The sequence below is a fragment of the Phycicoccus elongatus Lp2 genome (genome assembly GCF_000367525.1).
Classification (GTDB): Bacteria; Actinomycetota; Actinomycetes; order Actinomycetales; family Dermatophilaceae; genus Phycicoccus_A; species Phycicoccus_A elongatus.
The window spans coordinates 2,595,244-2,616,065 of record NZ_HF570956.1; the positions used below are offsets into that span (position 1 = coordinate 2,595,244).

General features: G+C 69.3%; 20 protein-coding genes, 1 tRNA gene and 2 pseudogenes. 7 read left to right on the plus strand and 16 right to left on the minus strand.

Features of this window, described 5'->3' with window-relative positions; genetic code table 11:
• Positions 1-61 precede the first annotated feature (61 nt).
• The 5 genes from BN10_RS12505 to BN10_RS12525 all read right to left on the minus strand — a co-directional run bounded on the left by BN10_RS12505 (position 62) and on the right by BN10_RS12525 (position 4,443).
• The gene (locus BN10_RS12505; protein ID WP_010851618.1) at positions 62-700 is read right to left on the minus strand and encodes a GNAT family N-acetyltransferase; all 639 of its coding nucleotides are present in this window, start codon (positions 698-700) and stop codon (positions 62-64) included.
• Positions 701-1,015: 315 nt separating this feature from the next.
• On the minus strand, positions 1,016-1,990 hold the full coding sequence (prmC, locus tag BN10_RS12510; protein WP_010851620.1) for a peptide chain release factor N(5)-glutamine methyltransferase: 975 nt from the start codon (positions 1,988-1,990) through the stop codon (positions 1,016-1,018).
• A gap of 34 nt (positions 1,991-2,024) precedes the next feature.
• Entirely contained in the window at positions 2,025-3,101 is a 1,077-nt protein-coding gene (prfA, locus tag BN10_RS12515; RefSeq protein ID WP_010851621.1) for a peptide chain release factor 1, read from the minus strand.
• 67 nt (positions 3,102-3,168) lie between these two features.
• Positions 3,169-3,384, minus strand: a complete 216-nt coding sequence (gene rpmE / locus BN10_RS12520; protein WP_010851622.1) for a 50S ribosomal protein L31 — start codon at positions 3,382-3,384, stop codon at positions 3,169-3,171.
• 186 nt (positions 3,385-3,570) lie between these two features.
• Complete coding sequence (locus BN10_RS12525) at positions 3,571-4,443, minus strand: class I SAM-dependent methyltransferase (RefSeq protein ID WP_010851623.1); 873 nt, start codon at positions 4,441-4,443, stop codon at positions 3,571-3,573.
• A 78-nt stretch (positions 4,444-4,521) separates the two neighbouring features.
• Between BN10_RS12525 and BN10_RS12530 the strand changes: the two genes are divergently transcribed.
• The 3 genes from BN10_RS12530 to BN10_RS15825 are packed head-to-tail and all read left to right on the plus strand — an operon-like array spanning position 4,522 to position 6,772.
• Entirely contained in the window at positions 4,522-5,334 is an 813-nt protein-coding gene (locus BN10_RS12530; RefSeq protein ID WP_010851624.1) for an NYN domain-containing protein, read from the plus strand.
• Positions 5,331-6,179 carry an LLM class flavin-dependent oxidoreductase gene (locus BN10_RS12535; RefSeq protein WP_010851625.1) on the plus strand — a complete coding sequence of 283 codons (849 nt, stop codon included), beginning with the start codon at positions 5,331-5,333 and terminating at the stop codon, positions 6,177-6,179. The genes BN10_RS12530 and BN10_RS12535 overlap by 4 nt, the downstream gene beginning before the upstream one ends.
• Positions 6,180-6,229: 50 nt before the next feature.
• Positions 6,230-6,772: a GNAT family N-acetyltransferase gene (locus BN10_RS15825; protein ID WP_156917226.1), complete on the plus strand. Its 543-nt coding sequence runs from the start codon at positions 6,230-6,232 to the stop codon at positions 6,770-6,772.
• Positions 6,773-6,808: 36 nt separating this feature from the next.
• On the opposite strand, the gene rho is transcribed toward BN10_RS15825, so the two are convergent.
• The 7 genes and pseudogenes from rho to BN10_RS12575 all read right to left on the minus strand — a co-directional run bounded on the left by rho (position 6,809) and on the right by BN10_RS12575 (position 15,858).
• A complete protein-coding gene (gene rho, locus BN10_RS12545; protein WP_156917400.1) occupies positions 6,809-8,623 on the minus strand; it encodes a transcription termination factor Rho in 1,815 nt (604 codons plus the stop codon).
• A 290-nt stretch (positions 8,624-8,913) separates the two neighbouring features.
• A complete protein-coding gene (thrB, locus tag BN10_RS12550) occupies positions 8,914-9,861 on the minus strand; it encodes a homoserine kinase (RefSeq protein ID WP_010851628.1) in 948 nt (315 codons plus the stop codon).
• A 7-nt stretch (positions 9,862-9,868) separates the two neighbouring features.
• Positions 9,869-10,966 (minus strand): threonine synthase, encoded by a 1,098-nt coding sequence (gene thrC, locus BN10_RS12555; RefSeq protein WP_010851629.1) that lies wholly within the window; start codon positions 10,964-10,966, stop codon positions 9,869-9,871.
• Position 10,967: 1 nt separating this feature from the next.
• On the minus strand, positions 10,968-12,299 hold the full coding sequence (locus BN10_RS12560; RefSeq protein ID WP_010851630.1) for a homoserine dehydrogenase: 1,332 nt from the start codon (positions 12,297-12,299) through the stop codon (positions 10,968-10,970).
• A 29-nt stretch (positions 12,300-12,328) separates the two neighbouring features.
• On the minus strand, positions 12,329-13,774 hold the full coding sequence (gene lysA / locus BN10_RS12565; RefSeq protein ID WP_010851631.1) for a diaminopimelate decarboxylase: 1,446 nt from the start codon (positions 13,772-13,774) through the stop codon (positions 12,329-12,331).
• 16 nt (positions 13,775-13,790) lie between these two features.
• Positions 13,791-15,435 (minus strand): annotated as a pseudogene (argS, locus tag BN10_RS12570) (arginine--tRNA ligase).
• A gap of 9 nt (positions 15,436-15,444) precedes the next feature.
• The gene (locus tag BN10_RS12575; RefSeq protein WP_010851633.1) at positions 15,445-15,858 is read right to left on the minus strand and encodes a response regulator transcription factor; all 414 of its coding nucleotides are present in this window, start codon (positions 15,856-15,858) and stop codon (positions 15,445-15,447) included.
• 64 nt (positions 15,859-15,922) lie between these two features.
• On the opposite strand from BN10_RS12575, the gene BN10_RS12580 reads away from it, so the two are divergent.
• Positions 15,923-15,994 (plus strand) — tRNA-Arg (locus BN10_RS12580).
• Between the two features lie 73 nt (positions 15,995-16,067).
• On the opposite strand, the gene BN10_RS18110 is transcribed toward BN10_RS12580, so the two are convergent.
• The 3 genes and pseudogenes from BN10_RS18110 to BN10_RS12590 form a co-directional block, all read right to left on the minus strand.
• Positions 16,068-16,241, minus strand: coding sequence for a CBS domain-containing protein (locus BN10_RS18110; protein WP_324603529.1), 174 nt, complete (start codon positions 16,239-16,241; stop codon positions 16,068-16,070).
• A 109-nt stretch (positions 16,242-16,350) separates the two neighbouring features.
• A pseudogene (locus tag BN10_RS12585) lies at positions 16,351-17,100 on the minus strand (CNNM domain-containing protein); the annotation flags it as partial.
• The gene (locus BN10_RS12590) at positions 17,097-18,419 is read right to left on the minus strand and encodes a hemolysin family protein (protein ID WP_010851635.1); all 1,323 of its coding nucleotides are present in this window, start codon (positions 18,417-18,419) and stop codon (positions 17,097-17,099) included. The gene BN10_RS12590 and the pseudogene BN10_RS12585, both read right to left, overlap by 4 nt.
• A gap of 162 nt (positions 18,420-18,581) precedes the next feature.
• Between BN10_RS12590 and BN10_RS12595 the strand changes: the two genes are divergently transcribed.
• Both BN10_RS12595 and BN10_RS12600 read left to right on the plus strand, forming a co-directional pair.
• A complete protein-coding gene (locus BN10_RS12595; RefSeq protein ID WP_010851636.1) occupies positions 18,582-19,565 on the plus strand; it encodes an ABC transporter ATP-binding protein in 984 nt (327 codons plus the stop codon).
• A complete protein-coding gene (locus BN10_RS12600) occupies positions 19,565-20,359 on the plus strand; it encodes an ABC transporter permease subunit (protein WP_010851637.1) in 795 nt (264 codons plus the stop codon). Before BN10_RS12595 ends, BN10_RS12600 begins: the two co-directional genes overlap by 1 nt.
• Before the next feature lie 27 nt (positions 20,360-20,386).
• On the opposite strand, the gene BN10_RS17995 is transcribed toward BN10_RS12600, so the two are convergent.
• Positions 20,387-20,515, minus strand: coding sequence for a hypothetical protein (locus BN10_RS17995; protein WP_267878875.1), 129 nt, complete (start codon positions 20,513-20,515; stop codon positions 20,387-20,389).
• A gap of 40 nt (positions 20,516-20,555) precedes the next feature.
• On the opposite strand from BN10_RS17995, the gene BN10_RS12605 reads away from it, so the two are divergent.
• Positions 20,556-20,822: 2-oxoglutarate dehydrogenase E1 subunit family protein (locus BN10_RS12605; RefSeq protein ID WP_040751729.1), on the plus strand; the 267-nt coding region annotated here is incomplete at its 3' end.

Below are 20,822 nucleotides of genomic sequence, written 5' to 3' on the forward strand. Positions count from 1 at the left end.
GTATGCCGTGTGCTCCCCTCCTCCGGTCGCCGTCCCGGGGCGCGCACGAGGCGCGCGGTGGTCACTTCGTGACGATGCGCAGGTTGACCATGTCGGTGACGGGCCGATAGCCCAGGCGTTCGTAGAGGGCACTGGACGTCGGATTGGCCTGGTCGGTCAGCAGGACGGCCCGATGACCCGCCTCGAGCGCGGCGGCGCTCACGCGCGCGACGGCCGCCGCGGCATACCCCCGGCCCCGGTGCTCTCTGGGGGTGAACACCGGCCCGACGCGGACGACACCGTGGGCCGGTGAGTTCCATGCCGTCACGTGGACCGGGAGATCGTCGAGCACCCACAACGACATCAGTCCGTCATCGATGCGTGCCTCGAGTTCGCCGGGGGCGACGTGTGGCGGGTTCGGGTCCGGCGGTCGACCGGCTTGCTCGTCCGCCTCGGCATGGAATCGCTCGTACCAGTCCAGGACGACGTCACCATCGGCGACGGTGGCCAGTCGCCAGCGCCCCGGTGGGTCGGCCGGCACCTCGAGGTCGGCCAGTTCGTGCAGCCTCAGGTGCATGGCCGTCTCGATCGACGATGCGGACGCGCTGGCCAATCGCGCGGCGATCGCGAGGGCGGCCTCGCGGGCACCGTTGACCTCCGTGACGGTGGGCTGCTCGGCGAGCAACGCGTCGGCCAGCGCGGCCGCGGCCGGTTCGGGCATGGGGCGACGTGGACCGGAAACGGCGACCACGGAGCAGCTCGCATTGCCAGACCGACCACGTGCGGTCCGTCCTCGACGGTGGCCCACCACTGCGGGGTGCCGGAGGCGACGGGCGAGGGGTGGGCGGCGGCCCGGGCGGCGACCGTGCCGATGACCGTGGTGGTCACGGGCTCGGCCCGCAGCACATCCTGCGCTCGGACAGGAACGTGGCCGCATCCTCGTATCGCTGGACGCGCATCCACCCACGGTAGGTGCGGCCGCTATGCCCGGCGACAGATTTTCGGATCGACAGGCGCGGGTCGGCCCTCGTCGGCCTCAGCGGCGGCGGGCCACGGTGGCACGGGGGCGACCGGTGAGGTCCCGGAGGTCCTCGATGCCGGTCCAGTCGCCCGCTGTCGTCAGGGCTGCCGGGAGGGATTCACCCTGGGTGTCGGCGTGTTCCATGACCAGCACGCCGCCAGGGCGCAGCAGGTGGGCCGCGCGCGCAGCCACCAGACGCGGAATGGCCAGGCCGTCCGCGCTCCCGCCGTAGAGCGCCAGTCGTGGATCGTGGTCACGGACTTCGGAGTCGACGGGCACGGCACCGGTCGGGATGTAGGGCGGGTTCGACACCACGACGTCGACGGCACCCTCGAGGTCCCCAAAGGCGGTGATCGCGTCACCGAGCCTGATCTCGACCTCGAGCCCGAGGCGATCGCGGTTGGCCAGCGCCCACGCGTGCGCCTCGGGCGAGAGCTCCACGGCATACACCTTCGCGGCCGGCACCTCGTCCTTGATCGAGAGCGCGATGGCCCCCGACCCCGTGCACAGGTCGACGACGACCGGCGGCCGGGCCGTCCTCGCCTCCGCCTCCTCATCCTCCTCGCCGGCTACGTCGCAGTAGGCGTCGCCGGGACCGCAGTTACTGCGACGTAGCGTGCGATGACCAGCGGCTGCGCGGGCGGCGTCGATCGCCCAGCCCGCCACCGACTCCGTCTCCGGGCGCGGGACGAAGACTCCCGGTCCGACACGCAGTTCGAGGTGGCGAAAGCCCGCCCAGCCGGTCAGGTGCTGCAAGGGCACCCGCTCGGCTCGCTCCTCGACGAGTCCGGCGTACCGGTCACGGAAGGCCTCATCGGCCGGTGAGCGGAGCAGCAGCTGACGCTCCAACTCCCCCCGATCGACATCCAGGACGAAGGCCGCCAGTGCACGCGCGTCGGAACGCGGGGAGGGCACACCCGCGGCGGCGAGCGTTTGCTCGGCAGCCCGCACCACGGCACCCACGCTGGCGTCCGCCTCTTCCGTCGTCATGGCGACGAGAAACGCGGACGCAGCCGGAGGGGGATCACGGCTCCCCCGCGGATGCGAGCCTGGCGGCCTCATCGGCCTCGATCGCCGACCGGACCACGGGATCGAGCTCGCCGCCGAGGACGGTGTCGAGGTTGTAGGCCTTGTAGCCGGTCCGGTGGTCGGCGATCCGGTTCTCCGGGAAGTTGTACGTGCGAATCCGCTCTGACCGGTCGACCGTGCGGACCTGACTGGCCCGCGCATCGTGGGCCTCGGCGGCTGCGGCGTCAGCGGCTACCTGGTGCAGGCGCGCGCGCAGGACGCGCATCGCGGACTCACGGTTCTGCAGCTGCGACTTCTCGTTCTGGCAGGAGACGACGGTGCCGGTCGGCAGGTGGGTGATCCGCACGGCCGAGTCGGTCGTGTTGACGCTCTGACCGCCCGGGCCGCTGCTGCGGAAGACATCGATGCGCAGGTCGTTCGGATCGATGGTGACCTCGACCTCCTCGGCCTCCGGCATCACCCAGACGCCGGCCGCCGAGGTGTGGATGCGCCCCTGGCTCTCGGTGACCGGCACGCGTTGCACCCGGTGGACGCCACCTTCGTACTTGAGCCGGGCCCATGGCGCCTCGCCCGGTCCGGGGGTGCCCTTGGCCTTGACCGCCACCTGGACATCCTTGTAGCCGCCGAGGTCGGACTCGGTCGCGTCGAGGATCTCGGTGCGCCAGCCTCTCTGCTCGGCGTACCGCAGGTACATCCGCAGCAGGTCCCCGGCGAAGAGCGCGGACTCCTCGCCGCCCTCTCCCGCCTTGACCTCCAGGATGACGTCGCGGTCGTCATCGGGGTCCCGCGGGATGAGCAGGCGCCGAAGGTGCTCCGCGCAGGCCTCGACGGTGGCCGTCAGGGCAGGGATCTCCTCGGCGAAGGCCGGGTCCTCCTCTGCGAGTTCACGGGCGGCCGCGAGGTCGTCGGTGGCCACCACCCACCCTCGGTATGCCGTCACGACCGGCGCGAGCGCGGCATACCTGGTGTTGACCTCGCGCAGGCGATCGGGGGTCGACGCCACCGTGGGGTCGGCCATCTGCTGCTCGAGGGCGGCGTGCTCCTCGACCAGGGCAATGGCGGACTCGAACATGGGAACCTTCGACGGACACGGCGAACGCGCCGGTCCCTCGCGATGAGGAACCGGCGCGTCGGGGGTCTTACTTGGCGGCCTTCTTGCCGTAGCGAGCCTCGAAGCGGGCCACGCGGCCACCGGTGTCGAGGATCTTCTGCTTGCCGGTGTAGAACGGGTGGCAGTTGCTGCAGACCTCGGCGTGGATCTGGCCGTTCTTCGCGGTGCTGCGCGTGGTGAACGTGTTGCCACAGGTGCAGGTGACCGTGGTCTCCGCGTAGTCGGGGTGAATGTCCTTCTTCACGATGAAATCTCCTTGGATGTCTCCGGGTCGGCGAGCCCATCACGGTGATGCAAGCCCTTGGGCGCCCCGACTGCATCCACTCGTGAGGGTGATGCTCAGGAAACGCGTCACGTGCCGTGAACCGGTCCAGCAGACAAGTGTAAGGGAGTTTCGGGCCTGTTTGTTCCCGGTTGTTCCCGGCCTCTGTCAACCACTGAGGTGAGTGGCGTGAACCTCGATATTCCTCGGAGGCGCCTTCGCGGCCTTGTCGAGGACGACGATCGAGTCGTAGAGGTGCATGCCCGAGATCCAGTCGCGGGCCGGAGTGGACGTGTCATGACGGTGATACCACCCGTGCAGGTCGTCCATCACGTCCTTGAGGAACTCGATGGCCGTCCCGGGCCGGCGGTAACCCCCGTCGTAGAGATCACGCCAATAGCTGGTGTGGAGGTCTTCGATGACGTAGATCCCTCCATCGGCGAGCTGCGGAAAGAGGACATCGAAACTGGCCCGCTGGTGCCGGCCATGATGCGACCCATCGTCCAGGATCAGGTCGAAGGGACCGAACTCGGCATCCACTGCGCGAAGGAAGTCCGGGTCGTCCTGCGAGCCGATTCGCACGACGTTGGGACTGTCCACGACCTGTGCGCATTCGGGGTTGACATCGATACCCACGATCGTTGCCGAGGCACCGAAGTAGCGCCGCCACATGTCCAGCGACCCACCCTTCCAGACCCCGATCTCCAGCATCCGGAACTCGGTGTCCCGGAGCCGCGAGAAGTGGGCGTCGTAGACGGGGAGGTAGTGGAGCCACTTGTGCACCGGCCGACCCGAGTTGCCGAAGAAGGTCCGCTCCAGATCGTTCGCGGCGTCGACCAGAAGGCGGGGCGCGTCCGACGAAGGGAGGACGAAGGTGTCCCACGGGATGTCGTCCGGAGCGTCCATGGCTCCGGCCTCGGACGCTGCGCCCTCGGACAGTCGATCGTCCATGACGGGTGCAGTCAACGGCGCCGCGGCGTTCGGTGTCGGCCCACCCAGGCGCCGACGAATTCCGCTCCTGATCCGCGCCAACCCACCCATGGTCCTCCTCGAACTCCCTCGCACACTAGCAACCTCGCGCGCTGCACCCGGCCCCATCCCACGGCATACAGTCGCGGCATGGACTCGGACAGTGGCCGGACCCGCATCGCCGTCCTCATCGACGCGGACAACACCTCCCCGAGGTATGCCGAGGCTCTCCTCGACGAGCTCGCCACCTACGGCACGCCGACGATCAAGCGGGCCTACGGGGATTTTTCAACTCCCCAACTGCAGGGCTGGACCAAGGTGCTCAACGCACGAGCGATCCGGGCGATCCAGGCCAGCGCCTTCACCGCCGGCAAGAACTCCAGCGACTCCGCACTCATCATCGACGCGATGGACCTGCTCTATGCCGGCAACGTCGAGGCGTTCGCGATCGTCAGCAGCGACAGCGACTTCACCTCGCTGGCGCTCCGGCTGCGTGAGTCCGGCAAGACGGTCTATGGGATCGGCCGCCGCACGACCCCGATGTCCCTGCAGAACGCGTGTGACAAGTTCATCCACCTCGAGGTGCTCGGCGCTGCGGCCGAGGCAACCCCCGCGGCGCCGGAGCTCGCGGAGTCGGCGGCATCCGCGGAGACACCGACGATCAACTTGCAGAGCGCCCTGACCAAGGCCGTGAACGCCACCGCGGACGATGACGGGTGGACATCGGTGAGTCGGGTCGGCCACCACCTCTCGCGCGCCCAGGCAAGCTTCGACCCACGCACGTTCGGGCATTCCAAGCTCAGCTCGCTGGTGGCGGCGCAGCCCTACCTGGAGACGGTGCGCGAGGGCAACACCTGGCGCACCCGCCTCAAGGGCAAGCCTGCGGCCAAGAAGGCGGCCCCGAAGCCAGCGACGGCCAAGGCCGCCACCGCCCGCACGAGCGCGAAGAAGGCTGCCTCGTGAAGTTCGGCTTCGTCGTTCCCTTCGCACGCGAGCGCGAGTTCGTCGAGTTGGGGCGACTCGCCGAACAGAGCGGCTGGGACATGATCCTCACCTGGGAGCCGGTCTTCGGGCAGGACGCATGGAGCCAACTGGCCGCCGCCGCCGTCTCGACCGAGCAGATCCGGCTGGGCACCCTGCTCACCCCGGTGCCGGCGCGTCGCCCGTGGGAGCTCGCCGCACAATCCGGGACCGTGGACCGGCTGAGCGATGGCCGCCTCACCCTCGGTGTCGGACTCGGCGCCGTCAACGCCAATTGGCGCTCCTTCCTCCCCGACGAGGGTCGCGCCACGCGCGCCCAGCAGCTCGACGAGGGATTGGCGGTCTGGTCCGGTCTGCTGGCCGGACAACCCTTTTCGTATGCCGGGGAGCACTGGACCGTCGGTCCCGTCACCGAGCTCGCTCCCCCGCCTCCGGTGCAGCGCCCACATCCGCCGGTCTGGTGCGTCGGCGCCCTGCGCCCCAGAAGACAGCGTCAGCCCTCGCTCGACCGTGCCGCCCGCTGGCAGGGAGTGCTGCCCGCGGTCGTCGCCGGGCAGGAGGGCCACAGCGGCCTCACCCATGAGAGTCTCGACGATCTGGTGCGCCGGCTGCGCGGCATACGAGAGGGGTTGGGGTTGCCCTGGGAGGGTTACGACGTCGTCGTCGAGGGGGACAGCCATGGAGGCTTCGGCGACATCCACGATCGACCGCAGAGCTGGGCCGACCAGGGTGCGACGTGGTGGGTGGAGTCGTGGTGGGACCTGCCGGACTCGCCCGAGGGCGTGGACGAGGTGCGCCGTCGCGTGGCCGCGGGTCCGCCGCGATGACAGGTGCCGCGCCGTCGCCGGTGACTGTGCGTCCACGACGATCCGACGACGTGCCTCGACTGGCTGCGATCCTGGCCGAGCAGCAGCCGCACAGCCTGTACCCCTTCCGGTGGCCGCTGCCCTTCCCAGCCGAGCAGTTCATCGTCCGGGACCACGAGTTCACGGCCTTCGTCGCCGAGCAGGACGGCGACCTCGTCGGCCACGTGTGCATCCAATGGGTCGAGGTCGCCGCTCCCACGGATGGGATGCCCAAGGAGGATCTGGCCGCCGCGTGGATGCGTGGGCACGGGCGACCCGTTGAGGACCTTGCGCTCGTGTCGGCGCTGTTCACGGCGCTGTCCGCCCGTGGAAGTGGGGCCGGGCGCGCGCTCCTCGACGCCGCCGAGGAGTGGATCCGGGAGCAGGACCTGGCTCCCTGCCTCGATGTCGTCCCGCGACATTCGGTGGCCAAGCAGGTCTACGAGAAACGCGGTTGGATCGCCGTCGGCACGGCACGACCGCCGTGGTTGCCGGACGACGAACCCTCGGTGGTGGCCATGATCCTGCTCCCGACGACAGCGCCCGTCAGTTCTGCCTTGGAGGCATCGAACTGACGGGACGCCATCGTCGATTGCGAGGTCGGTCGAGGATCAGGCATCGTCCTCGTCGTCGAGTTTGATGCTGCTCGTCTGCTGGACCTGGACGAGGAACTCGTAGTTCGTCTTGGTCTTGCGAAGGCGATCGAGGAGCAGCTCGATGCCGGCCTGCGGCTCCAGGGCGGCGAGGACGCGACGGAGCTTCCACATGATCTTCAGCTCCTCGGGCGCGAGGAGGATCTCCTCACGCCGGGTGCCGGAGTTGTTGACGTCGACCGCGGGGAAGATGCGCCGGTTGGCGAGGTTGCGGTCGAGCTTGAGCTCCATGTTGCCGGTGCCCTTGAACTCCTCGAAGATCACCTCGTCCATCCGCGAGCCGGTCTCGACGAGCGCGGTGGCGAGGATGGTGAGCGAGCCACCGTTCTCGATGTTGCGGGCAGCACCGAAGAACTTCTTCGGCGGGTAGAGCGCGGCACTGTCCACGCCACCGGAGAGGATGCGGCCGCTCGCGGGGGCCGCGAGGTTGTAGGCGCGACCCAGGCGAGTGATCGAGTCGAGGAGCACGACGACGTCGTGGCCCATCTCCACCAATCGCTTGGCGCGCTCGATCGCCAGCTCGGCAACCGTCGTGTGGTCGTCTGCCGGACGGTCGAAGGTGGAGGCGATGACCTCACCCTTGACCGCGCGCTGCATGTCGGTGACCTCCTCGGGGCGCTCGTCGACGAGCACGACCATGAGGTGGACCTCGGGGTTGTTGATCGTGATCGCGTTGGCGATGGCCTGCAGGATGAGGGTCTTGCCGGCCTTGGCCGGGGCGACGAGCAGGCCGCGCTGACCTTTGCCGATCGGCGCGACGAGGTCGATCAGACGGGTGGTGAGCAGGTTCGGCTCGGTCTCCAGGCGCAGGCGTTCCTGCGGATAGAGCGGCGTGAGCTTGCCGAACTCGGGACGCTTGCGGGCGTCCTCGTGGCTCATCCCGTTGATCGTGTCCAGGCGCGCGATCGCGGTGTACTTCTGGCGGTTGTTGCGCCCACCCACGGTCTGCTGCTGCGGCTCCTCGCCCTCACGTGGGGCCTTGATCGCGCCGGTGACCGCGTCACCCTTGCGCAGTCCGGCGCGCTTGGCGGTGTTGAGCGGGACATAGATGTCATTGGGACCGGGAAGGTAGCCGGTGGTCCGGATGAAGGCGTAGTTGTCGAGGATGTCCACGATGCCCGCGACGGGCACGAGCACGTCGTCCTCGGCGATCGAGACTTCCTGGCCGCCCTGCTGGCCCTGGTCCGGCTGGCCACCTTGCACCCGCTTGTCGCGATTGCGGTTGCGGTTGCGGCGGCGACGACCCGAGCGACCGCCGTCCTCGTCGTCATTCCAGCGGTTGCCCTGCTGGCCGTCCTGGACCTGCTGCTGGCGCTGCTGCGGCTGACGATTGTCCTGACGGTCGCTGCGCTCCTCGCGCTGACCGGCCTGCTGGTCCCGGCTGGCTCGACGAGGAGCTTGGTCGCGTTCCTGACGCTGGCCGCCGTCACGATCTCCGTGTTCGTTGCCGCCACGGTCACCGTGGTCCGAGCCGCTCCCGGAGCGGTCGCTGCGACCCGTTGAGTCACTGCGGTCCGTGTGCGCAGCGCCGTTGCTGTCCTCGGTGCCCTCGGTCCGCTCACCGCGCTGGGCACGATCGACACGGGAACTCCGCTCCCGGCGCTCGACCACGGGCGCCTCGACGACCGTCTTCTCCTCGGGCGTGCGCGCAGCGCCGGCCCCTCGGCCGCCCTGTCGGGCCTTGATGGCCTCGACGAGGTCGCCCTTGCGCATCTTGGCGGTGCCGCCGATGCCCATGCTCGAGGCCAGTCCCTGGAGCTCGGCGACCTTCATGGTCGTCAGCGAGCCGGAGCGCCGAGCCGGCGCTGCCTCAAGAGCGGTGGTGTCTGTCACGAAGGATCCTTCCCCCCTCGTCATGGCTCGCGCTTCGGGCGAGCAGGTGTGGACGGCCCGATGGCCGACATGGGATCCACTGTCCTGACCGGATGTACGCAGACGCACGTCACTCGAATCGTCAAGACGGGGAACAAGGAACCTTCACCTCACGCCGCGGAGCGGCGGGACCGGGTGGCCTTGCCCCTCCACCATAACACCGAAGGTGTCACAGGCCAGCGAAACGCCCGTCAATCGGTCGGCCGTGTCTCCACGGTCACCCGGACACCGGCGTCCGGGATGCCCGGCGTCAACACCCTCCACCCGCGGGGGCCGTGAGCCCGAGCCTCATCGACTCGCTCGGCGGGGACGAGGGCCAGGACACTCGGCCCGGCACCGGAGATGGCGGCGGCCAGACCCGCCCGACGCAGGTCATCGACCAAGGCCATCGAAGCGGCATACGAGGGCCGGCGCGGCTCCTGGTGCAGCCAGTCCCTCGTGGCCGCCACCAGGTGCTCCGGAGCGTGTCCGAGTGCGTGCGCCAGCAGGGCTGCACGCCCCGAGTTCGCGGCCGCATCGGCCAACCGCACATGAGCCGGCAGCACCGACCGTGCCTTGGCCGTCGACAACTGCTCCTCCGGAGCAAAGACGACAGCAACGACGTCCTCGTGGATCGCCAGTCGCACCGTCGTCGTCCCGACCTCGGGGTCGTCGGACCACGACAGGGTGGCCCCACCGAAGATCGAGGCCGAGGCATTGTCCGGATGCCCCTCCAAGCGTGCGGCAAGATCATTCGTGAAACGAGGATCGAAGAGGCCGAAGGAGTCACCCTCACCTGAAATCGCCTGCGCCGCAACGATGCCCGTGACGATTGCGGTCGCCGACGAACCCATGCCACGCCCATGGGGGACGGTGTTGACACTCGACAGATGCAGGCCTGTCGGGGCCGGTACGCCCAGCGCCTGCCACGTGCGATGCATCGTCCGAACGACCAGATGTGACCCATCGCGCGGCACGCCCTGAGCGCCCTCACCCTCCACGTCGACCCGGACCCCCGGCTCCTCGGTCACCGTGACCGTGCAGCGGTCCCAGACCCCCAGCGCCAAGCCCACCGAGTCGAAACCCGGCCCCAGGTTGGCACTGCTCGCCGGCGTCTCGACGGTGATCGAGGCGCCCGGTCGAGGGACAGAACGGCTCACGGGCGGCTCACTCCAGGCCGAGCGCTGCGGCAACCGACACGACGTCCACCGGCACCCGGACCGGGGTCACGTCACCGCCGTCGGCGGAGCGCAGGGCCCACTGAGGGTCCTTGAGGCCGTGGCCGGTCACTGTGCAGACGATGGTGGCACCCTCGGGCACGCCACGGGCGTCCGACATCTTGAGCAGTCCGGCGATGCTCGCCGCCGACCCGGGCTCGACGAAGACGCCCTCGGCCGAGGACAGCAAGCGGTGCGCCAGAAGGATCTGCTCGTCAGTCACCGAGTCGATGAGTCCGCCGGACTCGTCGCGGGCCTGCTCGGCCTGTCGCCAGGATGCCGGGTTGCCGATCCTGATCGCGGTCGCGATCGTCTCGGGCTCGTCCACCGGGTGGCCGAGCACGATCGGCGCCGCTCCAGCGGCCTGGAAGCCCCACATCCGCGGGCGTCGCGTCGCCACGGGCGCAAGGTCACCGCTGACCCCCGGCGTGGTCTCGGAGTACTCCCGATAGCCCTTCCAGTAGGCGGTGATGTTGCCGGCATTGCCGACCGGGAGGACATGGATGTCCGGGGCGTCTCCGAGCGCGTCGACGACCTCGAAGGCCGCCGTCTTCTGGCCCTCGATCCGGGCCGGATTGACGGAGTTGACCAACTCGACCGGGTAGACCTCGGCAAGCTTGCGCGCCACCGTCAGGCAATCGTCGAAGTTACCCTCCACCTGCAGCAGGGTGGCGCCATGGGCGATGGCCTGGCTCAACTTGCCCATCGCGATCTTCCCATCGGGCACGAGAACAGCGCAGGTCATCCCCGCCTTGGTTGCGTATGCCGCGGCGCTCGCCGAGGTGTTGCCGGTCGAGGCGCAGATCACGGCTTTCGCGCCGTTCTTCTTCGCCATCGACATCGCGGTCGTCATCCCGCGGTCCTTGAACGACCCGGTCGGGTTGAGGCCTTCGTACTTGACGAAGACCTGCGCCCCCACACGCTCGGACAGCTTCTCGCAGGGGATGAGCGGTGTGCCACCCTCCTGCAGGGTCACGGTCGGAGCCGCATGGAGCATCGGCAGACGGTCGGCATACTCGGGGATCACCCCTTGCCACAGTGACGCCACGTCATTCTCCTTCCACGCGCATCACGGACACGACCTCGCGCACCGTGTCGAGCGCCCCGAGCGCCTCGACAGTCGCCGAGAGCGCGGCATCCGGTGCCCGATGCGTCACGACGACAAGGGTCGCGCCGGCAGCCTCGTCATCGCCGGACTCCCCGGGGGCGCCGGGCCGTTGTCGAACGGTCTCGATCGACACGTCGTGCTCAGCGAAGGTCGCCGCCACGGCCGCGAGCACCCCCGGTCGATCGGCGACGTCGAGGCTGATGTGGTACCTCGTCGACGCGGCACCCATCGGCAGAACAGGCAGGTCTGCGTAGGCGGACTCGCCGGCCCCGCGCCCGCCGTTGACGCGGTGCCGAGCCACTTCGACGACGTCGCCGAGGATGGCCGAGGCCGTGGGGTCGCCGCCGGCGCCTCGGCCGTAGAACATCAGCTCACCGGCCGCATCGGCCTCGACGAAGACCGCGTTGAAGGCGTCTCGCACCGACCCGAGCGGGTGCGTCCTGGGGATCATCGCCGGGTGCACCCGCACGCTGACTGCCTCACCCTCGGGACGGCTCACCCGCTCGCAGATCGCCAGCAGTTTGACGACCGCGCCCATCTCGTCCGCTGCGGCGATGTCCGCGGCAGTGACTTCGGTGATCCCCTCGCGATGGACCTGGTGGATGTCGACACGAGTGTGGAAGGCCAAGGAGGCGAGAATTGCGGCCTTCGCGGCAGCGTCGAAGCCCTCGACGTCGGCCGTGGGGTCGGCCTCGGCGTAGCCCAGCGACTGGGCGACCTCGACGGTCTCGGCGAACCCCGCCCCGGTCGAGTCCATCTTGTCGAGGACGAAGTTGGTCGTGCCGTTGACGATGCCGATGACCTTGGTGATGCGATCCCCGGCGAGGGAATCACGGATCGGTCGCAGAATCGGGATGGCCCCGGCGACGGCCGCCTCGTAATAGAGGTCGACGCCGTGTCGGTCCGAGGCGGCATACAGAGTCGGGCCGTCCTCGGCGAGCAGCGCCTTGTTGGCGGAGACGACCGAAGCGCCGCTGGCCATCGCCGACAGCAGCAGGTCGCGCGTCGGCTCGATGCCTCCGATGACCTCGACGACGATGTCGGCGCGGGACACCAGCGCGGCAGCGTCGGTGGTGAACAGGCTCGGATCGACGGGGACATCCGAGCGGTCACGACCCAGGCGGCGGACGGCGATCCCCACGAGTTCAAAGGGGGCCCCGATCCGGGCGGCGAGATCACCGCTGTGCTCGACGAGGAGACGGGCGACCGAGGATCCGACGACTCCACAGCCGAGCAGGGCGACCCGCAGCGGCGCCGATGACGAGGCGGACATGGGTGAACTGGCTCCTTGGGACACGGACTTCACGGCTCGTCGACGTCGAGCGCGAGGAGGTCATCGATCGTCTCACGACGCACGATGACCCGTGCCCGACCGTCCGCGACCGCGACGACGGGCGGGCGCGGCGTGTGGTTGTACTGGCTGGACAGCGCTCGGCAGTAGGCGCCGGTGCCGGGCACGGCGATCAGGTCGCCCGGGCGGACATCGCCGGGGAGCCACTCATCGAGCACGACGATGTCGCCACTCTCGCAATGCTTCCCGACGACACGCACCACAACGGGCGGCGCCTCGCTGGAGCGATTGGCGAGGGTCGCCGAATAGTCGGCCTCGTAGAGCGCTGGCCGCGGGTTGTCACTCATCCCACCGTCGACCGACACATAGGTCCGGACCTGGCCATCGCCGACGACGACCGGCTTGACAGTGCCCACCTCGTAGAGGGTGAAGGCTGCCGGCCCGACGATGGCGCGACCTGGCTCGATCGACACCCGCGGCACTGCACCGTCGGGATCGACGTCGCGGATCCGCTTGAACTCGGTCTCGACGATGTGACTCATCTGCTCGGCGAGCAGCGCCGGCGCCAGGGGCGTGTGTTGGCTGGTGTAGGCGATGCCGTATCCCCCGCCGAGGTCGATCTCCGGCGCGTTGTGGCCCAGTTCCTCGGCGATGCGCGCGTGCAGACCGATGAGACGCGAGGCCGAGGCCTCGAAACCCGCGGTGTCGAAGATCTGTGACCCAATGTGGCTGTGCAGCCCTAGCAACCGCAGGCGATCCGGGTGGGCCAACACCTCGCGCGCCGCCTCGAAGGCCACGCCGCCGGTGAGCGCAAAGCCGAACTTCTGGTCCTCATGACCGGTCGCGATGAACTCGTGCGTGTGGGCCTCGACGCCGACCGTCACGCGGATCATGACGGGCGCGACGACATCGAGTTCCCCCGCGAGAGCGACGATCCGGTCGATCTCGTCAAACGAGTCGACGATGATCCGTCCCACGCCATAGGTGAGTGCGGCACGCAGCTCGGCGACCGACTTGTTGTTGCCGTGGAACCCGATCCGCTCCCCCGGGAAACCGACCCGCTGGGCCACCGCCAGCTCACCACCGGAGCAGACATCGAGGAAGAGCCCTTCCTCCATCACCCACCGGGCGACGGCCGTGCACAGGAAGGCCTTGCCTGCGTAGTACACGTCAGCGCCTCCACAGGCGTCGACGAACGCCGCGGCATACGCCTGCTTGAAAGCCCTTGCACGAGAACGGAAGTCGTCTTCGTCGAGCACGTATGCCGCGGTGCCGAAGTTCCGCTGGAGTGTGAGCACGTCGACTCCGGCCACCTCCAGGACGCCATCGCCCCGACGGTGGACGTTGCGTGCCCAGAGCGCGGGCAGGAACTCCATGACGTCCGTCGGCGTCGGGAGATAGATGGGCGGCCCACCGTAACCGGGGGCGTGGAGGACGCCTGCCTCGTGTGACCTCATCGGGAGCCCCCCTCGCTCACATGCGCTCGGGCGCGCTCACGCCGAGCAGGTCCAGGCCGTTCGCGAGCACTTGGCGCGTGGCGTCGTTGAGCCACAGTCGCGTCCGGTGCAGGTCGGTGACTTCCTCGTCGGCGAGCGGGCGGACCCGACAGGTGTCGTACCACTTGTGGTATCTGGCGGCGACGTCCTCCAGGTACCGCGCGACCCGGTGCGGTTCGAGCAGGTGGGCGGCCTGGGCCACCACGCGGGGGTGGTCCCCGAGGGCGGCGAGCAGCGCGGCTTCGGTCTCGTCGGTGAGCAGTGCCGGTTCGAAGCCGTCCGCGCGGTGCACCCCGTCCTCGGCGGCCAGCCGGGCGACCCCGGCGGGTGCGGGCGTGGGCGTACTGCACGTAGAAGACCGGGTTGTCGTTGGTCTGCCGGCGCATCTCCTCACCGTCCAGCGACAGCGGGGAGTCGGCGGGGTAGCGCGCGAGCGAGTAGCGCACCGCATCCGATCCGACCCACGCGATGAGGTCGTCCATGTAGAGCGCATTGCCGAGCCGCTTGCCCATGCGCTCCCCGGCGATGTTCACGAGCTGACCGATCTTGACCTCGATGTTGTGCTCGGGGTCGTCGCCGGCGCAGGCCGCGATGGCCTTGAGTCGGTTGATGTAGCCGTGGTGGTCTGCGCCCAGGAGGTAGATCTTCTCGTCGAAGCCGCGGTCCTTCTTGCTCAGGTAGTACGCGGCGTCGGCGGCGAAATAGGTCGGCACGCCGTTGGCCCGAATGAGCACACGGTCCTTGTCATCGCCGAAATCGGTGGTGCGCAACCAGATCGCGCCCTCACGGTCGAAGACGTGACCCTGTTCGCGCAACCGCTCGACGGCCTGCTCGACGGCGCCACTGTCGTGCAGGGCACGCTCGGAGAACCACACATCGAAGACGACGTGAAAGTGGTCCAGAGTGCCCTTGATCGCGGCCAACTGGATCGGGTAAGCGACGTCCCAGGCGAGGCGGAGTGCCTCGTCGGTGGGCTGCTCGAGGATGTCCGGGTGGGCCTCGCGGACGGCCGCCGCGAGGGCATCGACGTACTCCCCCGAGTAGCCGCCCTCCGGCGCCTCCTCGCCGCGCAGGCTCGCCAGCACCGAGCCGCCGAGCCGTTCCACCTGGCCCCCGGCGTCGTTGATGTAGTACTCCGCGGTGACGTCGGCGCCCGTGGCGCGCAGGAGGCGGACCATGGCGTCACCGAGCGCGGCCCATCTGGTGTGTCCGATGTGCAGCGGACCGGTGGGGTTGGCCGAGATGTACTCGAGATTCACGACCCGGCCGGCTTCGCTCGCGCCCCGTCCGTATGCCGTGCCGGCATCGACAATGGTGCGCGCGAGTTCACCGGCGCTCGCCGCGTCGAGGGTGATGTTGAGGAAGCCGGGACCGGCGACGTCGACCTGTTGGACACCGGGAACCTGCCCCAAGCGGGTGGCGAGCAGGTCGGCGACGGCGCGCGGCGGCATACCTGCCCCCTTGGCGACCTGAAGGGCGACGTTCGTGGCCCAGTCCCCGTGATCCCGGGAGCGGGGGCGCTCGACGCGGACGTCGGCCGGGACGGTCAGCGACAGTTCGCCGGCGTCGACCGAGGCCTGGAGGGCAGCGCGAATGGCCAGGGCCAGCTCTTCGGGGGTCACCCGCAGATTCTATGGCGAGTCACGCACGCCCTCGGTGCGCCCTGTCATCCGCGAGACCAGGGCGATGAGTTCATCGGGGTCGAACGGCTTGGCGAGCACGTCATCGAAGCCGAGGTCCATGACGTCGGCGAGGGCCAGACCGTGCAACGCCGCACTGACGAGCACGACCGGAACGTCATCGAGGGGTGGGTGGGCTCGGATCGCGGCGATGGCCCACCACCCGTCATGTGGTGCCATGTGGGCGTCGAGGAGGACGAGATCGGGCGTTCGCGCGTCGGGGTCGATGAGGCGTCGGACCGCCTCCCGCCCGTCGGGCGCCTCCTCGACGACGCAACCCTCGAGCTCGAGATTGATCCGGATCAGCCGCCGGATGGAGGCCGTGTCATCGCACACGAGCACCAACGGGTCGCGGGCGGATTCCATGCTTGGAACTGTAGGCTGCTACCCTCGCGGAGCGTTCGAATTCGCCGATTGGGCGGTCGATCCAGCCCCCGTAGCTCAGGGGATAGAGCACCGCCCTCCGGAGGCGGGAGCGCAGGTTCGAATCCTGCCGGGGGCACGCAGTTCCGAGGCCACGACAGTCCCTGTCGTGGCCTCGCCGCTGTACGGGCCCGCGCGGGGCGGAGTCCGGGTCAGCGCTGACTGGCGTCCGCGACCTCGCCGACGAGCTGCTCGATGACGTCCTCGAGGAAGACGACACCGACCACTTCCCCGTCGTCGGCGACCACTCGCGCCAGGTGTGATCCGGTCTGCTGCATCGTCCGCAACACGCTCTCGACCTCGTCGGTCCGGCGAACGTTGGCCATCCGCCGGATGCGCTTGGCCGGGACCGGCTGGCAGCCGCTCCTCCTCGTCGGCGAAGAGGACGTCCTTGAGGTGCAGATAGCCGATGAGGTACCCGTCGGCGCCGGCCACCGGGTAGCGGGAGAAGCCGCGCTTGGCCACCAGGCGCTCGATGTCGTCCGGGGTCGTGTCCAGACCCACGGTCACCACGTCGGCCAGGCGGACACCGACGTCGGAGGCGTCCTTGTCGGAGAACTCGATCGCGGCGTCGAGCCGGCCGAACTGCTCGGAAAGGACCAGCCCCTCCTCGTGCGACGCCTGGAGGATGTGCGCGACCTCCTCGACGGTGAACTCGGAGGCGACCTCGTCCTTGGGCTCGACACCGCACATCCGGACGATGGCCTTCGCGATGCGCTCCATCGCCATGATCGGCCACCGAAGCGCCCGCGTCATGAGTTGTAGCGGAGGCACGAGCACCAGGGCGGAGCGCTCAGGGCCGGCGATGGCGAGGTTCTTCGGGATCATTTCCCCCACGACGACGTGCAGGTAGATGACGACCAGCAGGGCCAGGACGAGCGCCAGGATGTCCGTGACGCGCGGGCTCAGCCCCGCTCGCTCGACGATGGGCACGAGGGCGTGATGGAGCGCGGCCTCGGAGATGGCACCGATGAGCACCGAGCAGATCGTGATGCCGAGCTGGGCGCAGGCCAGCAGCGAGCCCATCTGCTCGGTCGCCTCCAGGACGATCCGCGCCCGGTTGTTGCCCGCGGCGACCATCGGTTCGAGGCGACTGCGCCGCGCTGCCATCGCGGCGAACTCGGCGCCCACGAAGAAGGCATTGGCCAGGAGCAGGACGATCGTGACGACGACGGGCCAGCTCATGACGCATCCTCATCGACCGGGATCACCGGACGGGGCGTCAGGCGCAGCCGATCGACCCGCCGCCCCTCCATGTCCTGCACCCGCCAGGTCCAGCCCTCGTGCACGACCTCGTCACCAACCTCGGGCACTCGGCCCAGCTGGGCCATCAACCAGCCCCCGACGGTCTCGTAAGCCGCGCCGTCGGGCACGGGTGCCCCGGCTCGGCTGCGCACCTCGTCGGGTCGCCACAGGCCGGGCACGCTCCAACTGCCGTCGGCGAGCACGCGGCCGGTCGTCTGCCCCCGGTCGTGCTCGTCGCTCACGTCGCCGATGATCTCCTCGACGACGTCCTCGAGCGTCACCACGCCAGATGTTCCGCCGTATTCGTCGACCACGATGGCCAGTTGGAAGCCGATCTCGCGCAGTTGGACGAGGAGTGGATCGAGCCGGATCGTCTCGGGCACCAAAAGGGGCTCGGTCATGAGCGCCGAGACGGGGACGTCCCCACGCCGCTCGTGCGGCACCGCGATCGCCTGCTTGACGTGGACGATGCCGTCGATGTCGTCCCAGTCCTCACCCAGCACGGGGAAGCGGGAGTGGCCGGTCGATCGAGCGAGGGAAACCACATCGGCTGCCGTCGAGGTGCGATCCACTGCCGTGGCCCGCGCTCGCGGGGTCATGACGTCCGCGGCCGTCTGGACCCCGAAGCCGATGGATGCGGTCAGCAACTGGGCCGTGGCCTCGGGAATGGTTCCGGCGGCCTGGCTCGTGCGGACGAGCGAGGCCAGTTCGGCGGGGCTGCGAGCCGCCGAGATCTCCTCCTGGGGCTCGACGCCCACCCCGCGCAGGAAGGTGTTGGCGGAGCCGTTGAGGACGACGATGAAGGGGCGGGCGATCGTCGTGAACCAACGCAGCGGCGCCGACACGAGCTTGGCGGTGCCCAAGGGCGCCGACAGGCCCAAGAATTGGGGCACGAGTTCACCGAAGATCATCGAGAACACCGTGGCCAGCACGAGGGCGAGGATCTGGGCGACCGATCCCCGGGCCCCGGCCGGCACGCCGACCGAGGCGAGCGGCCCAGCCAGCAGGGAGGCGATGGCCGGGGTCGTGACAAACCCGAGCGCCAGGGTGGTCAGGGTGATGCCGACCTGGGAGCCCGACAACTGGGTGGAGAGTTGACGCAACGATCGCAGGACACCCGATGCGCGCGTGTCTCCACGGCGGATCGCCTCCTCGACAGCAGGTCGGTCGAGCGCGACCAAGGAGAATTCGCCCGCGACGAAGACTGCGGTCCCCACCGTGAGGGCGACTCCCGCGAGCACCAACAACCAGTCGCCCATGATCGGCACAGCCTACGGTCCCAGTCGGTTCGGGTGGGGTGCTCTCATCTCCAGGGTGGAGCGCCATGTCCACCCCCCGGGGGAGGCCAACGTCACCGGTCGCTGACAGGATCGAGTCATGCATCACCAGACACCGGCAACTGCACCGTCCAGGGGGGACCGATGACCAGCACCACGGGGGCCCGCATCGAGATCTCGGGCCTGACCAAGCGTTTTGGCGGTTTTGTCGCCGTCGACGACCTGACCTTCACCGTCGAGCCCGGCCGGATCACCGGCTTCCTCGGCCCGAACGGTGCGGGCAAGACAACCACCTTGCGCATGCTCCTCGACCTGGTTCACCCGACGAGCGGGTCCACGAGGATCGACGGCGTGCGCTACGCCGAGATCGAGCGCCCGTTCATGGTCGTGGGCGCCGCCCTGGAGGCAACCAACTTCCATCCGGGCCGCACCGGACGTGACCACTTGCGCGTCCTGGCCACCGCCAACGGCATACCGACCGCCCGCGTCGACGAGTTGCTCGAACTCACCGGGATCCCCGCCGCCGCACGGAAGCGAGCGGGTGAGTACTCATTGGGCATGCGCCAGCGGCTCGGCCTGGCAGCCGCGCTCCTGGGTGACCCCAAGGTCCTCATCCTCGACGAGCCGGCGAACGGCCTCGACCCCGAGGGCATCCGGTGGCTGCGCGGCTTCCTGCGCCACCTCAGCGACGAGGGCAAGACCATCCTGGTCTCCAGCCACATGCTCCAGGAGGTCCAGCAGACCGCCGACGACATCGTCATCATCAACAACGGCAAGCTCATTCGCTCGGGCACGCTGGCCGAACTCTCCGGAGGTCGGGGCACGGTCGTCCGCAGCTCCGACCTGGACAGCCTGGCCGGGGCGCTTCGCATCGCGGACGTCGAATCCGCTCCCGGCCCGGACGACACCCTCATCGCTGAAACGACTGACCTGAGACTCGTCGGCGACGTCGCGCTGCGGGCCGGGTTGCCCATCTGGGAGCTCAAGGCCAAGCAGGCCGACCTCGAAGAGCTCTTCTTCTCGCTGACCGAGGGAACCAACCGCAACCTCGGCGACGCCACGTATCCCGACAGCGCTGCACCCACCGAACGAGATGCCCTCGCCGGCCAGGAAGGAGCGAACCTCTGATGACCACCGCGATCCGCTCCGAGTTCCTCAAGTTCTTCACCACGCGCTTGTGGTGGGGCATGGCGATCGGCATCTTCGTCGCCGGCGGCCTGTTCGCCGGCTTCTTCGGCTGGGCACTGACGTCCGGGGCCGCTCAGAGCAGCCCGGGGGCCCCGGAGGGTGACGCCACCCAGGTCGCCAACACCGTCTACACCTCCGGCATGGGCGTGGGCTACCTGCTGCTGCTCACGATCGGCGTCCTCATGATCGGCGCCGAGTACCGTCACAAGACCATCACGTCGACCTTCCTCGCCACCCCCAACCGGCTCACCGCGATGCTCGCCAAGGTGGTCGCCCTGCTCGGGATCGGCGGGCTCTACGGCCTGATCAGCATCGTGTCGTCCGTCGGGGTCGGGGCCGTCGTGCTCAACCTCACCGGCCGCGACCCGTTCCCGTCCGGTGAGGTCTTCCGGACGATGGCGCTCAGCCTGCTCGTCCTGGGCCTGTGGGGCCTGATCGGCCTCGGCGTCGGCATCCTCATCAAGAACCAGGTCGCCGCCCTCCTCGTCGGCATCGGGGTCGCGTGGATCGTCGAGCCCCTCGCCGGCGTCCTTCTCGGCTTCTGGGACTTCGGGGCCGAGCACATCGTGAAGTTCCTCCCGACCCAGGCGACGAACGCCGTCGTGAACTCGGTGACCCAGGGCCCGTCGGTCGCCCGGTTGGAGTGGTGGGTGGCCGCGCTCGTCCTCGCCGGGTATGCCGCGGTGCTCGCCGGGTTCGGCATCTGGCGGACCCTGCACGAGGACGTCTCCTAGCACCTCCGCCCCACGCGAACGGCGGGTTCAGGGGTGTGCCGTGCCCGCGGCATACCCCCGGGCCTTTCCGTTCGTCGGGGCCGCGTGACCACTGGCCGGACGCTCGGGGTGGGTCGGCGTGCCCAGGGCCCGGTCGAGATAGGCTGGACCGATCATCCGTCGCCGACGACGCAGTGAAGAAAGAGGCGTAGCCGCCGTGCCCGAGCAGCCCCTGAGCAGCGACCCCCAATCGACCTTCGGCCCGAACGAGTGGCTCGTGGACGAGTTGTACGAGTCCTACCTGAAGGACCGCAACTCCGTCGACAAGGCATGGTGGGACTTCTTCAAGGACTACGAGCCGGGTGAGGCGACCTACGGTCGTGACTACGCGGTCAAGAGCAACCACGCCCCCGCCCCCGCTACCCCGGCACAGGGCAACGGGGCAGCCCCCAAGGCCGCTCCCGCGGCCCCGGCCGCCGCAGCA

Coding starts and splice junctions, on each gene's coding strand:
- BN10_RS12505 (WP_010851618.1), bottom strand. CDS start 700: ATGCCCGAACCGGCCGCGGCCGCGCTGGCCGACGCGTTGCTCGCCGAG.
- BN10_RS18110 (WP_324603529.1), bottom strand. CDS start 16,241: ATGGCCAACGTTCGCCGGACCGACGAGGTCGAGAGCGTGTTGCGGACG.
- BN10_RS12530 (WP_010851624.1), top strand. CDS start 4,522: ATGGACTCGGACAGTGGCCGGACCCGCATCGCCGTCCTCATCGACGCG.
- BN10_RS12575 (WP_010851633.1), bottom strand. CDS start 15,858: ATGGAATCCGCCCGCGACCCGTTGGTGCTCGTGTGCGATGACACGGCC.
- BN10_RS17995 (WP_267878875.1), bottom strand. CDS start 20,515: ATGATCGGTCCAGCCTATCTCGACCGGGCCCTGGGCACGCCGACCCAC.
- BN10_RS12590 (WP_010851635.1), bottom strand. CDS start 18,419: ATGGGCGACTGGTTGTTGGTGCTCGCGGGAGTCGCCCTCACGGTGGGG.
- prfA (WP_010851621.1), bottom strand. CDS start 3,101: ATGTTCGAGTCCGCCATTGCCCTGGTCGAGGAGCACGCCGCCCTCGAG.
- BN10_RS12600 (WP_010851637.1), top strand. CDS start 19,565: ATGACCACCGCGATCCGCTCCGAGTTCCTCAAGTTCTTCACCACGCGC.
- BN10_RS12595 (WP_010851636.1), top strand. CDS start 18,582: ATGACCAGCACCACGGGGGCCCGCATCGAGATCTCGGGCCTGACCAAG.
- lysA (WP_010851631.1), bottom strand. CDS start 13,774: ATGAGGTCACACGAGGCAGGCGTCCTCCACGCCCCCGGTTACGGTGGG.
- prmC (WP_010851620.1), bottom strand. CDS start 1,990: ATGACGACGGAAGAGGCGGACGCCAGCGTGGGTGCCGTGGTGCGGGCT.
- rho (WP_156917400.1), bottom strand. CDS start 8,623: ATGAAGGTCGCCGAGCTCCAGGGACTGGCCTCGAGCATGGGCATCGGC.
- BN10_RS12560 (WP_010851630.1), bottom strand. CDS start 12,299: ATGTCCGCCTCGTCATCGGCGCCGCTGCGGGTCGCCCTGCTCGGCTGT.
- BN10_RS12525 (WP_010851623.1), bottom strand. CDS start 4,443: ATGGGTGGGTTGGCGCGGATCAGGAGCGGAATTCGTCGGCGCCTGGGT.